Below are 12,808 nucleotides of genomic sequence, written 5' to 3' on the forward strand. Positions count from 1 at the left end.
CCGTTGGGTGTTAGGGGTGAAATCTGACGTTTTTACGGCTGATCCGTGCAAACTCATCGCTCAAACGCAAAATTGTTTACGAAATGTGATCGGTCTTTTTGAGGCACGCTTTTGGCTTATTCCGGGGACCAAAAGGTCGGAACCGGCGGACCGTCGCCGATGCCAGACTTGTGATTGCCGTTACACACAAACCTGTGAAAACTGGGGTGAAATTCACAAAAGGAATTCTGATATGCGCAATCTGATATTCGCAACACTACTCACATTCGGAGGGACACTGTCCGCCATGGCAGACGACATCATCAAAGTAGAAACCAGTAAATCCGTGTCCGAGGCGCTGGACGCGCTTGAGGCAGCGGTCGGCAATGCGGGCGCGACGGTCTTTGCGCGTGTCGACCACGCGGCGGGCGCCGAAAAGGTGGGCCTGACCATTCCGGCCAATCAGGTTCTGATCTTCGGCAATCCGGCGTTGGGAACTCCGGCCATGCAGATTGATCCCCGCGCGGGATTGTTCCTGCCTCTGAAAGTGCAGGCCTATGAGGACGAAAACGGGCAGGTGTGGCTGACTTATGAAGATCCCAAAGAGACCATGGACGAGTTGGACGCCGTCGAAAACTCACCGGTGATCGAAAAGATGCGCGGTGCGCTGGCCAAACTGACCTCAGTTGCCGCCCAATAAGCGGTCAAGACAAGGCGCGAATGGCCTCATTCAGGTCAATCGCGCCATCATACAATGCCCGGCCTGAAATCGCACCGTTCAGTGCGACCCCGCAATCCCGTAGCGCGATCAGATCGTTAAGCGAGCTGACGCCACCTGACGCGATCACCGGGATCGACACGGCGCGCGCCAGATTGGCCGTGGCCTCGATGTTCGGGCCCTGCATCGCGCCGTCGCGGTTGATATCGGTGTAGATGATGGCGGCCACACCTGCATCCTCGAAACTGCGGGCGAGATCGGTGACATGCACATTGGTTTCTTCGGCCCACCCTTTGGTTGCAACCATGCCGTTGCGTGCGTCAATTCCCACGGCGACTTTGCCGGGGAATTCCCGGGCCGCTTCGCGCACCAGATCGGGGTTTTCCACTGCAACCGTGCCCAGGATCACCCGAGCCAGCCCCTTGCTGATCCAGTTTTCGATCGTGGCCATGTCGCGAATGCCCCCACCCAACTGCGCGGGAACGTTACAGGCTTTCAGAATCGCCTCAACCGGGGCGGCGTTCACAGGCTCTCCGGCGAAGGCCCCGTTCAAATCCACAAGGTGTAGCCACTCACACCCGGCCTCGACAAAGGCCAGCGCCTGCGCGGCAGGATCTTCGTTGAATACGGTCGCCTTGTCCATTTCTCCGCGCAGCAGGCGCACGGCCTGGCCGTCTTTTAGGTCGATGGCGGGGTAGAGGATCATATCCGGCGGTCCTATGTCAGTGCTACATGCGTGGCGTATCGCACAGGCAGGGCAGGGGATGCAACGCGACGCTAAGTCATTCTTGCCCGCCATCGGTTGCCGGGTCACAGTGAGGGCAAAACAGGGAGAGCACTATGAAGAAAATTCTACTTGCAGCGGGATTGTCCGTCATGGCGACCACAGCTTTTGCCGCCGATCCGGCGGACGGCCTGTGGAAGACCCAGCCCGGCGATACCGGCGGCTACCTTCACGTATCAATTGCGGAATGCGGCAGTGCCATCTGCGGGACCATCGACAGTGCTTTTGACGGCAACGGCGATCAACTGCTGAGCTATGAGAATCTTGGCAAGCAGATCATCTGGGACATGGTACCCGAAGGCGGCGGCCAGTACGACAACGGTAAAATCTGGGCCCCGGATCGTGACAAGACCTACAACTCGAAGATGACGCTGGACAGCCAGAACAAGCTGACCGTCAAGGGTTGCGTTGCAGGCGGTCTGGTATGTCGCGGGCAGACCTGGACGCGTGTTCAGTAAGGCTTACGGGGCCCAGGTCAGGAAATTCCCGATCATGCGCAGGCCCACATCTTGGCTTTTCTCAGGGTGAAACTGCATGCCAATCATCGTGTCGCGGCCGATCACGGCCGTGACCTCCTGACCATACTCCACATAGGCCAACCGCTGCGCCGGGTCATTGACGCGGAAATGGTAGGAGTGGACGAAATAGGTGTGATCACCTGATCCCACCCCGTTGAAAACAGGGTGCTTGCTTTCCAGCACCAAGTTGTTCCAGCCCATATGCGGGACTTTCAGCGCCTTGTCCGCCGGGTCAATGCGCACCACGTCACCTGTGACCCAGCCCAGACCGTCAGTTTCAGAATATTCATGACCTTTTGAGGCCATCAGCTGCATCCCAACGCAAATCCCAAGAAACGGACGGCCTTTCTGTTCCACCGCCTCAACCATCGCGTCATAGATACCTTTGTGCCCCCGCAGTTCGGCGGCGCAAGCTGGAAATGCGCCGTCACCGGGCAGCACCAACCGATCCGCCCGCGCCACGATGTCCGCGTCCGAGGTTACGACAACCTCACCCGCGCCCACTTCGCGCGCCATCCGCTGAAACGCCTTTTCGGCGGAATGCAGGTTGCCCGACTCATAATCGATAATCGCGGTCAGCATGATACAGCCCTGTTCTTCTTCTTGTTCCAAATACGGCGGGGTGAATTGGCCAACGGCCAAGAGGGGCAGCGCCCCTCACACCATCGGCCTACAGCGCGCCCTTGGTGGACGGAATCGCGTCTGCCTTGCGCGGGTCAGTCTCAACCGCCAAACGCAATGCACGGGCAACGGCCTTGAATGCCGCCTCGGCGATGTGGTGGCTGTTGAAGCCATGCAGTTGGTCGATATGCAGCGTGATACCGCCATGGGTCGCCAGCGCCTGAAAGAACTCGCGCACCAGTTCGGTGTCGAACGTGCCGATCTTGGGGGTTGGTAGGTCCACGTTCCAGATCAGGAACGGACGGCCCGACAGGTCCAACGCACAGCGTACCTGCGCGTCATCCATGGGCAGGTGGCACTCGCCGTAACGACGGATACCCTTTTTGTCGCCCAGAGCCTGCGTCAGCGCTTGCCCCAGCGCAATCCCGGTATCCTCGACCGTGTGGTGATCGTCGATGTGATAATCGCCCTTGGCGCGGATGGTCATGTCGATCAGGGAATGGCGTGCCAGCTGATCCAGCATGTGATCAAAGAACCCGACGCCGGTCTGGTTGTCATACTGGCCGGTGCCGTCCAGATTGACCTCGACTGTGATCTCGGTCTCGGCGGTCTGGCGGCTGATCTTTGCGCTGCGCATGGGCGAATTCCTTTTGCTACACGCGCGCTTATAGACGGGGTTGGCCCGCCATATCCAGACCGCACGTGGCATTGAGGTCAAACTGTTGCAGGGGATTGCGCCCGGACGCGGCCCATGCCAGCCTGCGGCCAACACGAACCATCAAGGCCCGGCCCATGTCCACCTGCGTTTTCATCCAAATCCGTTGCAAGCCCGGCACCACCTACAAGGTGGCCGAAGACATCGCCCTGCGCGAAATCCATTCCGAGCTTTATTCGACCAGCGGCGAATATGACCTGCTGCTGAAACTCTACATCCCCGAGACCGAGGATGTGGGCCATTTCATCAACGAAAACCTGTTGGTGATTCCCGGTATCGAGCGTTCCTTGACCACAATGACCTTCAAGGCGTTCTAGCCTAGATCAGCGGATCGGACGTGGGCTGCTGTGGCAGGATCAGCGCCGCAGCGCCCTTTGGTGACTGCCGGTCTATCGTGCCCGCGCGCATCAGTTGCAGCAGGCCAAACATCACCATAAAGGGCAGGGCGAGGGTCATCAGATAGTTGTCGCCCGCCAAGACCGACCAAATCAGGCCAAGCCCACTGACCACCAGCAAAGCCGCAGATTGCCGTAGCATCTGAGGCCGTGTTTCGCATTCGTAGTTAAGAAACCCGAGGCGTGAAAAACAGGTCAGGCAAATACCCGTTACAAACACGCTGGCAAGAACCAGCGAGTCGATATTTCCGATCAGCGCATGTGCGAGGCTGTCACCGCCCGCCAGAAACAGCAGTTTGATTGCTGGGGTGATGACCACCATGAAAAGGTTGATACCCAGCAGGATCGGGTGTGGTCGAATCGTGTTCCTCAGATAGGCGATGCAAACAAGCATCGCCAGAATAGTGCCGATCCAACCGGTAAGCTGCAAATCGTCGGTCGCGCGAGACAGCACCAGAAAGCTCAGGCCCGGAAGGTTTTCGAAGACATCCAGCAAGAGCCGTTTTTGTTGAACTCCAATCATATGAAACGCTCCTGTGAAGGCATTGTTTAACCCGTTGATTTAGCCCAGTTCAAAAGTCGTCACGCCATAGATGCGGCTCAGATCAATGTCGGGCTCATGATCGGAATACATGCGCGCCGTTTCAAAGACTTTGACCAGCCCAAGTGCCTCAGCCAGAGCAAAGGCCGCCGCGTTGGGTTGGGGCATGTCGATGAAAACCTCCTGATCCGAATCGGCGTCGGGTATTGCGGTCAATAGGTCTGCCAGCAAAGCGCGTGCGATGGCATCCGTATCCGCAAAGAGCGGCCCGATCTTATAGCCCGATTGGCAGGGGCGCAGTGTGCCGTAGCCCCGGACCGTGCCATCCTCGGTCCAGACCTTCGAAACATGACGCTCGGCCCTGAACCATGCGTCCAGAAACGCATCACGGGGGGCGGGAAACAGGTCTCGGTCATAGGCTTTCACCGCATCCGAAAGCTGGCTCAGATCGCTGATCCGCTCGCTTGGCCCGGCATTCAGTCCGGCCAGCATCTGCCTTTTCGTGCCCGCAAATCGGTAGTTGTTATAGGCAAAGGTGAAACCGGATTTGCGGTAGTTGTCCTGTTGCTCGACCACACCGTCCAGCCCCATGTTGCGCCCTTTGCAATGGGCCAGCGCGTGGCCTGCGATCTCAAGCCCGTGACCTGATCCCCGAAACTCGGGTCTGACGATGTAAAAGCCCAGAAACGCAAAGGCATCGTCATAGTTCACCGCCGAAACCGACGCGACCATTTCACCATTCAGAAAACCGCCCAGAAACCCGTCGGGGTCCGTTGGGCGAAAGCATGCGGCGTCATGCACGCCGGGATTCCACCCCTCGCGCCCGGCCCAATCCACGGCCTGTTGGACCTCGGCTGCGGTGAGGGGGCGGACGACATAGTCTGACATTGGAAAATCCGTGGGCGATTGAAATTACGGCCAGAATGCCGCAACGCCACCGAAAGAACCAGAGTGTTTGGAGAGCTTTGTATCTGGAGCGGGCGAGGCGATTCGAACGCCCGACCCTAACCTTGGCAAGGTTATGCTCTACCCCTGAGCTACGCCCGCATCAGATACATATGTTGGTCCGAAGACCTCTCAATGGAGCGGGCGAGGCGATTCGAACGCCCGACCCTAACCTTGGCAAGGTTATGCTCTACCCCTGAGCTACGCCCGCGCCGTTGAGTGAGGAGGGATGTATTAATTCCCGCGCAGGGCTGCAAGCGGAAAAATACAAAATCCCGGAAAAATCTTTCGACGGAATACCGCTTGCCACGCGTGTAAGACTCAGGTCAGCACATAAAAAGAAGGTTCACAGAGCGGACATGAGATACATTGCAGATATGAAAATGGCACTCCTTGCAGCACTTATCGCGTTTACCACCGTGTTTTGCGCAAAGGCCGAAGACAGAGTGAGCGACATCGATACCACCTTCAGATATCCGCCCTTGGTTGAGGCACGGATACTGGCGGGGTAATCCCTGCAGATCCGTCAAAGCGCAAGTAGAAGACTGGCAATAGCTGCAACCAGAATAGCTGTGAAGGTCAACACCATACCGATTTGGCGCAGGATGATGATCTGAGGGCTGCGTCCGAAACCATAAGCATGCAGAATACGTCCAGCCAGCAAGGTGAGACCCAGCAAGTTTACGAACAGCCCGCTTGCGCCCTGTAGCTCGACCATCAGCATCAGCAGCAGGGCAAAGGGCGTATATTCCACAAAATTGGAGTGCGTCCGTATCACCTTAAGCATTTCTGATTTCCCGCCATCCCCGTAGGAAACCTTGTCGCTGCGCCTTTGACTGATCACTTTGAAGCTGAGGTAAATGTACAACAGCGCCAGCAAGGCGGCGTAGATCGGGGTAACGGTCAGCATGGGGGTCCTCCTATAGCAAAAAGGCCGCCCGGTTGCCCGAGCGGCCCCTGTCAGACCAGAAAGCTAGTCCGCTTACTCCAGTTCGACCAGCAGGTCCTTAGCGTCAATCTGGCCGCCGGGCTGGACATGCACGGATTTGACGACTGCGTCACGCTCGGCATGGATACCGGTTTCCATCTTCATTGCCTCGATGGTCAGCAGCAGATCGCCCTCTTTGACCTCTTGGCCGGCGGTGACGGCGACTGTTGCCACCACGCCCGGCATCGGCGCGCCGATGTGGTTGGGGTTGCCTGCCTCGGCCTTGGGCCGTGCTTGTGTCGAGGATGTCACCAGACGGTTCGGCACCCGGATCACGCGGGGCTGGCCGTTGAGTTCAAAGAACACTTTGACCTCACCGTTTTCATCGGTTTCACCAATGGCCTGACACAGGATTTCCAGCGTCTTGCCCGGATCGATCTCGGCCGTGATCTCTTCGCCAGACTCCATGCCGTAGAAGAACGTCCGCGTCGGCAGCGTGCGCACCGGACCGTAGGTACGGTGACGGCCCATGTAATCTAGGAAGACCTTGGGATACATCAGATACCCGTTCAGGTCCTCATCATCGACCTCTTTGCCATCCAGCTGCTTGGACAGCTCGGCGCGGGTGGCCTCCAGATCGACCGCGGGCACGTCCTTGCCGGGGCGCTGGGTGTTGGGGGCTTCGTCTTTCAGCACCTTCTTGATGATTGTGTCGGGGAAACCGCCCGGAGGCTGGCCCAGATTGCCGCGCATCATGTCCACGACTGAATCAGGGAAGGCCACATCCGTATCCGGGCTTTCCACATCATCGCGGGTCAGGCCCTGACTGACCATCATCAGCGCCATGTCACCGACAACCTTGGACGAGGGCGTCACCTTGACGATGTCACCGAACATCTGGTTCACGTCGGCATACATCTGCGCGACCTCGTGCCAGCGTTCCTCCAGCCCCAGAGAACGCGCCTGTGCCTTGAGGTTGGTGAACTGACCGCCGGGCATTTCGTGCAGATAAACCTCGGAGGCCGGGGCCTGAAGGCTGGATTCGAACGCTGCGTATTGGCCGCGCACGGCCTCAAAGTAATCGCTGATTTCGCGGATGGCTTTGATGTCCAGACCGGTGTCCCGCTCGGTATGGCGCAGCGCTTCGACCACGGTGCCCAGCGTCGCCTGGGACGTGTTGCCCGAGAAGCTGTCCATCGCGCAATCCACCGCGTCCACGCCTGCCTCGGACGCCGCCAGAATGGTCGCGCTGGCGATACCTGCGGTGTCATGCGTATGGAAGTGGATCGGCAGGCCAACCTCTTCCTTCAGCGCGCGGATCAGAATTTTGGCCGAGGCCGGCTTTAGCAGACCCGCCATGTCTTTCAGGCCCAGCACATGCGCGCCAGCGTCACGCAATTCCTTGGCCATGCCGACATAGTATTTCAGGTCATACTTGGCGCGATCCGGGTCCAGAATGTCGCCGGTATAGCACACGGTGCCTTCACAGATTTTGCCATTCTCAACAACGGCATCCATGGCAACGCGCATGTTCTCGACCCAGTTGAGCGAGTCGAACACGCGGAAGACGTCGATGTTTTTCGATGCCTGTCGGACGAACTCCTGCACCACGTTGTCGGGATAGTTGGTGTACCCAACACCGTTCGCCCCACGCAGCAACATCTGGGTCATCAGGTTCGGCATTGCCTCGCGCAGGTCGCGCAGACGCTGCCACGGACATTCCTGCAAGAACCGATAGGCCACATCGAACGTCGCTCCGCCCCAGCATTCCACGCTGAACAATTGCGGCAGGTTCGCCGCATAGGTCGGCGCGACCTTGATCATGTCGATCGACCGCATCCGCGTGGCCAGCAGCGATTGGTGCCCGTCGCGCATGGTGGTGTCGGTGATCAGCAACTGCCGCTGGGCCTTCATCCAGTCGGCCACGGCCTGCGGGCCTTTCTGTTCCAGCAGGTTGCGGGTCCCCATTTGGGGTTCGCCATGCAGCGCGGGGGGCTTGGCTTCCTTCAGGTCAGCGCGCGGTTCGGGTCGGTCCTTGGTTTCGGGATGACCATTCACGGTGATGTCCGCGATGTAGGTCAGAACCTTGGTGCCCCGGTCGCGGCGCTTTTTGAAGTGGAACAGGTCCGGTGTGTCATCGATGAATTTGGTGGTGTATTCATTCGACAAAAAGGTCGGGTGCTTCAGCAGGTTTTCAACAAATGCGATATTGGTTGAAACACCGCGGACCCGGAACTCGCGCAGCGCGCGGTCCATGCGGGCAATCGCCTTTTCTGGTGTGGGGGCCCAAGCCGTGACCTTGGTCAGCAGCGAGTCGTAATACCGCGTGATCACACCGCCCGCATATGCGGTGCCACCATCCAGACGGATGCCCATGCCAGTGGCTGAGCGATAGGCGGTAATGCGGCCATAGTCAGGGATAAAGTTGTTCAGCGGGTCTTCGGTCGTCACGCGGGTCTGCAGCGCGTGGCCGTTCAGGCGAATCTCGTCCTGGCTGGCCTTGCCGGTGGCCTCGGCCAGCGTTTTGCCTTCGGCGATCAGGATCTGCGCCTGCACGATGTCGATGCCCGTGACCTCTTCGGTGACGGTGTGTTCAACCTGCACGCGCGGGTTCACCTCGATGAAGTAGAACTTGCCGGTGTTCATATCCATCAGGAATTCAACCGTGCCCGCGCATTCATAATTCACATGGGCACAGATTTTGCGGCCAAGCTCACAGATTTCCGCGCGCTGTTCTTCGGTCAGGTACGGGGCAGGGGCGCGTTCCACGACCTTCTGGTTGCGGCGCTGGACCGAGCAGTCGCGTTCATAAAGGTGATAAATCTCACCGTGTTTGTCGCCCAGAATCTGCACCTCGACGTGGCGGGCGCGGGTGATCATCTTTTCCAGATACCCTTCGCCATTGCCAAAGGCGGCTTCGGCTTCGCGACGGCCTTCCAGAACCTTTTCTTCCAACTCGTCTTCCGAGTTGATCGGGCGCATACCGCGCCCGCCGCCGCCCCAGCTGGCCTTCAGCATCAGCGGGTAGCCAATCTCGGCCGCTTCCTTCCGGATCGCATCCATGTCATCGCCCAGGACCTCGGTGGCCGGGATAACCGGAACGCCTGCCTCGATCGCGACGCGGCGTGCGCTGGCCTTGTCGCCCAGAGCGCGCATGGTCTCGGCCTTGGGACCGATGAACGTGATGCCGTTTTGTACGCAGGCATCCACGAAGTCAGGGTTCTCTGACAGCAGACCGTAACCAGGGTGGATCGCGTCCGCACCGCAGTCCTTGGCGACGCGAATGATCTCATCAATCGACAGATAGGCCGCAACGGGTCCCATCCCCTCGCCAATGCGATACGCCTCATCGGCCTTGAAGCGATGCAAGCCCAGCTTGTCTTCCTCGGCGAACACGGCGACGGTGCGTTTACCCATCTCGTTCGCTGCGCGCATCACGCGAATGGCAATCTCGCCCCTGTTGGCGATCAGGATCTTGTTGAAGTCGGTCATTTTCGGTCCCGGTCTTTATGGTTTGGCCGTTTTGATAGGCGGACAATACGCGCTCGTATATCAGTCGTTCTGGGTAGAACCGGCATGTTATCGCTCGCAAACGCCGCCTTTCGGCGTGATTGTCTTACACACGCTGCGTTGCAGCATCAACGTTTGAGGGCACGGATGCGATTTCTGTCAGGCTTTTCAGGCCCAGTTGTCCCATATTCGCGACCAGATCCTGACGCAGGATGTCGATCACGTGGGCGGGCCCCTTTTCGCCCAACGCACTGAGACCATACAAGAAACTGCGGCCCAGCATCACAAAGTCAGCCCCTGATGCCAGCGCGCGCAGGATATCGAGACCACCCTCAACCCCGCTGTCGAAGATCAGGGGCAGTTTCGTGACCCTGCGGATCGCAGGTAGCGCATTGATACTTGCTGGCGCCCCGTCGAACTGACGCCCGCCATGATTCGAGACCCAAAGCGCATCAACGCCTGCCTGCTCCAACCGCTCGGCATCCCCGGCCCGCATCACGCCCTTGACGACAAGCGGGCCGTCCCATGCGTCTCGCAGCCACTTGAGATATTCCATGTCGGGCGAGGTGCGCAGAAGGTAACCCACATGCGCCGTTGGGGGCAGGGCGCTTTGGCCGTCGATATATTTGTCCAGGGTCCGCATCCGAGGCATGCCGCTACGGGCCATGGCCATGGCCCAGGCCGGGCGCGTGGCGATCTGGGCCAATAGGCGTGGGGTCAGCCGGGGCGGGTTGGTCAGGCCCGAGCGCGTCTGACGTTCACGCCGTGATGCAACGGGCACATCCACGGTCAGCACCAGCGTGGAAAACCCCGCCGCCTTCGCACGGTTCAGCATATCGGTGCGAATGTCCGGGTCTTTGGGAGGATAAAGCTGAAACCACGCATTGCGCCCCAGATGCGGGGCAAGGTCCTCGGGGCTTTGGCTGGCAACTGTCGACAGGGTGTAGGGCAGGTCTGCTTCGGCGGCGGCGCGGGCCAATATGGCTTCGGCGTCTGGCCAGATCAGGCCAGACATCCCGATAGGCGCGACCCCGAAAGGCAGGGGCAGGTCGTAGCCCAGAAACCGCGTGCTGGTGTCACAATCAATCGGGCCGTGCAGGATCGACGGCGTAAGCTCGACCTTGTCCAGTTCAGATCGGTTGCGCTGCAGAGTGGTTTCGATGCCTGTTCCGCTGGCAAGATATTCCCAGACGAAAAACGGTACTCTGCGCCGGGCGCGACGTTTCAGATCGGCAATGCCGGGATATGCGCTGTGCAGGTCCATATGGATTGATCCGACCTGCACAGCGATTCTGCAAGGTTGTCAGGCGGCTGAGGCCGGAGGGATCGGTTTGGATGGGCCGAAGGCATTGTCTTCAGTCGCGCCTTTGGCGACCTGAACCTGATTGCGCCCCTTATCCTTGGCGGCGTACAAAGCGTCATCCGCAGCGCGCATCAGATCCTGTGGCATCGTGCCATGCGCCGGATAGTGCGACACCCCGACCGAGATCGTGATGCGCGGCAGCGACTTTTCACCATAGCGGACCGAGACGGCTTCGACCGCCTGACGCAGATTCTCGGCGCGTGTCATTGCGTCTTCGGGTATGTTGTCAGGCAGGATCAGCATGAACTCTTCCCCGCCGATGCGGCAGGCGACCTCATCCCGGTCACAACCCTGTTCCAGAGCAGAGCCAACCGCGCGCAGAACCATATCCCCGGCATCATGCCCGTGTGTGTCGTTGAACTTTTTGAAATGGTCTACATCCACGGCAATCAGGCTGAGCGGCGCGCCCGTCTGCTGGCTGCGGCCGATGGACTTGCGCAGGGTTTCCGTCATGTGCCGACGGTTGAACAACCCGGTCAGAGGGTCGCGCACCGATTGGTCATGCAACTGATCCCGCATCCGAACATTGGCGATCGCCATGCTGATCTGCTCGGCGCAGAGCTGGGCGAGCTTCTTGCTGGCGTGAAATGCCTCATCGCTGCCTTCATGGGCGCGCAGATGCAGCAGGCCAACCGTTTCGCCATGGGCCAGAATGGGAAAGCAGAAATAGGGGCGCCCGTCATGCGGTTCGGCATGTTCGCAGACAAAATCAATCTCGGACGCGCCATATTCATAGGTGCGCCCGCGGCGCAGGCCCCAGCATCCCTCGGGGTGGATATGCGCCTTGTGCGTGCCGCCATTCCAGCTGGCGCAGCCATCCAACACATCGCGGGAGTTGGAATAGACGTACACGCTCCCCTCGGCTTCGGGCAGGATGTGGGTCATAAAGCGCGAGACCATGTCGAACAATTCATCCAGCGACCGGCTGGATTGCAGCCATTCGTTCAATTCGCCCAGCAACCGAACCTCACGGGCAAGGCGCAATTGATCGTCCATCAGCTCACGCTCTTTCGCGGCCCGTCCCCGCAATGCGCGCACTTGTTTTCGGTTGGATCGGAAAATCACCAGCGTGACAACGGACAGGGCCAGCAGGGCAATGCCGCTGAGTGCTGTCAACAACAACCGGACGCGGTCGATGAAAAGGTTCCGTATATCGGTGATGTCCGAATAGAACTCGATAGCGCCAATAAACCGCCCTTCGCGGATGACGGGGGTATACACCTCTGCCACGTGACGGGTTTGCGGGCCGTCAGCTTCCAAACTCTCAGTGTTGAAATTGTCCACTTCGGCCAGGGGCTTTTCTTCGTGCTTGTAAAACAGGTTGCCTTGGCCAACGACTTCTTTGAAGTAAGGTTTGACATTGACCGTTCCCACATCTGCCGCCCGTGTCGACCAAAAAACAACGCCTGAGCTGTCGAAAATCTTGAAACGGTAAATGTCCGAGGTCGCGGGCAACAGCTCCAGAAACTCCTGATCATGATCGCTGATCGTGTGGGTCAGGAAGGTCGTATCCACATCGTCGAGATGCGTCACAACCTGTCGTTTCAGTTGCATTGAGGCCTGCCGCAGATCGGATTCCAGCATCCGGTCGACCACCGGGGCGGGAATCGCATAAATCCCCCAACCCGACAGGGCCGTCAGGCCACCCAACATAAGAACAAAACCTGCCATTTTCAGACGAGAGGCTAGGCCCGTTTTAAAGTTCGCATTCATGATCCACGCTCCCACAGCTTTGATCGCAAGCATCGGAGGCAAGATTTGACAGTGGGTTAACGCCTAAGGGTTAAGCCT

General features: G+C 59.0%; 12 protein-coding genes and 2 tRNA genes. 3 read left to right on the forward strand and 11 right to left on the reverse strand.

Annotated features, from left to right (window positions below; translation table 11 throughout):
* Positions 1–232 precede the first annotated feature (232 nt).
* A complete protein-coding gene (locus ACR0J5_RS02560) occupies positions 233–679 on the forward strand; it encodes a DUF302 domain-containing protein (protein ID WP_480650283.1) in 447 nt (148 codons plus the stop codon).
* A gap of 4 nt (positions 680–683) precedes the next feature.
* Here ACR0J5_RS02560 and hisA read toward each other — a convergent pair whose 3' ends face one another.
* Positions 684–1,403: a 1-(5-phosphoribosyl)-5-[(5-phosphoribosylamino)methylideneamino]imidazole-4-carboxamide isomerase gene (hisA, locus tag ACR0J5_RS02565; RefSeq protein WP_480650284.1), complete on the reverse strand. Its 720-nt coding sequence runs from the start codon at positions 1,401–1,403 to the stop codon at positions 684–686.
* 134 nt (positions 1,404–1,537) lie between these two features.
* On the opposite strand from hisA, the gene ACR0J5_RS02570 reads away from it, so the two are divergent.
* Positions 1,538–1,939 carry a DUF2147 domain-containing protein gene (locus ACR0J5_RS02570; protein WP_480650285.1) on the forward strand — a complete coding sequence of 134 codons (402 nt, stop codon included), beginning with the start codon at positions 1,538–1,540 and terminating at the stop codon, positions 1,937–1,939.
* A gap of 3 nt (positions 1,940–1,942) precedes the next feature.
* On the opposite strand, the gene hisH is transcribed toward ACR0J5_RS02570, so the two are convergent.
* Both hisH and hisB read right to left on the reverse strand, forming a co-directional pair.
* A complete protein-coding gene (gene hisH, locus ACR0J5_RS02575) occupies positions 1,943–2,581 on the reverse strand; it encodes an imidazole glycerol phosphate synthase subunit HisH (RefSeq protein WP_480650286.1) in 639 nt (212 codons plus the stop codon).
* A gap of 88 nt (positions 2,582–2,669) precedes the next feature.
* Positions 2,670–3,257 carry an imidazoleglycerol-phosphate dehydratase HisB gene (gene hisB, locus ACR0J5_RS02580; protein WP_480650287.1) on the reverse strand — a complete coding sequence of 196 codons (588 nt, stop codon included), beginning with the start codon at positions 3,255–3,257 and terminating at the stop codon, positions 2,670–2,672.
* 155 nt (positions 3,258–3,412) lie between these two features.
* Here hisB and ACR0J5_RS02585 point away from each other — a divergent pair, with 155 nt between their 5' ends.
* Positions 3,413–3,652 carry an Lrp/AsnC family transcriptional regulator gene (locus tag ACR0J5_RS02585; protein WP_480650288.1) on the forward strand — a complete coding sequence of 80 codons (240 nt, stop codon included), beginning with the start codon at positions 3,413–3,415 and terminating at the stop codon, positions 3,650–3,652.
* 1 nt (position 3,653) lies between these two features.
* Here ACR0J5_RS02585 and ACR0J5_RS02590 read toward each other — a convergent pair whose 3' ends face one another.
* The 8 genes from ACR0J5_RS02590 to ACR0J5_RS02625 all read right to left on the reverse strand — a co-directional run bounded on the left by ACR0J5_RS02590 (position 3,654) and on the right by ACR0J5_RS02625 (position 12,688).
* Complete coding sequence (locus ACR0J5_RS02590; protein ID WP_480650289.1) at positions 3,654–4,253, reverse strand: hypothetical protein; 600 nt, start codon at positions 4,251–4,253, stop codon at positions 3,654–3,656.
* 39 nt (positions 4,254–4,292) lie between these two features.
* On the reverse strand, positions 4,293–5,159 hold the full coding sequence (locus tag ACR0J5_RS02595) for a GNAT family N-acetyltransferase (protein ID WP_480650290.1): 867 nt from the start codon (positions 5,157–5,159) through the stop codon (positions 4,293–4,295).
* Positions 5,160–5,243: 84 nt separating this feature from the next.
* Positions 5,244–5,318, reverse strand: a tRNA-Gly gene (locus ACR0J5_RS02600).
* A gap of 34 nt (positions 5,319–5,352) precedes the next feature.
* Positions 5,353–5,427: transfer RNA gene (locus ACR0J5_RS02605), tRNA-Gly, on the reverse strand.
* 315 nt (positions 5,428–5,742) lie between these two features.
* On the reverse strand, positions 5,743–6,126 hold the full coding sequence (locus ACR0J5_RS02610; protein WP_480650291.1) for an MAPEG family protein: 384 nt from the start codon (positions 6,124–6,126) through the stop codon (positions 5,743–5,745).
* A 72-nt stretch (positions 6,127–6,198) separates the two neighbouring features.
* Positions 6,199–9,636, reverse strand: coding sequence for a pyruvate carboxylase (locus ACR0J5_RS02615; RefSeq protein ID WP_480650292.1), 3,438 nt, complete (start codon positions 9,634–9,636; stop codon positions 6,199–6,201).
* Positions 9,637–9,760: 124 nt separating this feature from the next.
* A complete protein-coding gene (locus ACR0J5_RS02620; protein ID WP_480650293.1) occupies positions 9,761–10,918 on the reverse strand; it encodes an alpha-hydroxy acid oxidase in 1,158 nt (385 codons plus the stop codon).
* Between the two features lie 39 nt (positions 10,919–10,957).
* A complete protein-coding gene (locus ACR0J5_RS02625; protein WP_480650294.1) occupies positions 10,958–12,688 on the reverse strand; it encodes a sensor domain-containing diguanylate cyclase in 1,731 nt (576 codons plus the stop codon).
* Between the last annotated feature and the right edge of the window lie 120 nt (positions 12,689–12,808).

The organism is Ruegeria sp. BE1, assembly GCF_056538885.1.

Coding starts and splice junctions, on each gene's coding strand:
- ACR0J5_RS02560 (WP_480650283.1), top strand. CDS start 233: ATGCGCAATCTGATATTCGCAACACTACTCACATTCGGAGGGACACTG.
- hisA (WP_480650284.1), bottom strand. CDS start 1,403: ATGATCCTCTACCCCGCCATCGACCTAAAAGACGGCCAGGCCGTGCGC.
- ACR0J5_RS02570 (WP_480650285.1), top strand. CDS start 1,538: ATGAAGAAAATTCTACTTGCAGCGGGATTGTCCGTCATGGCGACCACA.
- hisH (WP_480650286.1), bottom strand. CDS start 2,581: ATGCTGACCGCGATTATCGATTATGAGTCGGGCAACCTGCATTCCGCC.
- hisB (WP_480650287.1), bottom strand. CDS start 3,257: ATGCGCAGCGCAAAGATCAGCCGCCAGACCGCCGAGACCGAGATCACA.
- ACR0J5_RS02585 (WP_480650288.1), top strand. CDS start 3,413: ATGTCCACCTGCGTTTTCATCCAAATCCGTTGCAAGCCCGGCACCACC.
- ACR0J5_RS02590 (WP_480650289.1), bottom strand. CDS start 4,253: ATGATTGGAGTTCAACAAAAACGGCTCTTGCTGGATGTCTTCGAAAAC.
- ACR0J5_RS02595 (WP_480650290.1), bottom strand. CDS start 5,159: ATGTCAGACTATGTCGTCCGCCCCCTCACCGCAGCCGAGGTCCAACAG.
- ACR0J5_RS02610 (WP_480650291.1), bottom strand. CDS start 6,126: ATGCTGACCGTTACCCCGATCTACGCCGCCTTGCTGGCGCTGTTGTAC.
- ACR0J5_RS02615 (WP_480650292.1), bottom strand. CDS start 9,636: ATGACCGACTTCAACAAGATCCTGATCGCCAACAGGGGCGAGATTGCC.
- ACR0J5_RS02620 (WP_480650293.1), bottom strand. CDS start 10,918: ATGGACCTGCACAGCGCATATCCCGGCATTGCCGATCTGAAACGTCGC.
- ACR0J5_RS02625 (WP_480650294.1), bottom strand. CDS start 12,688: ATGGCAGGTTTTGTTCTTATGTTGGGTGGCCTGACGGCCCTGTCGGGT.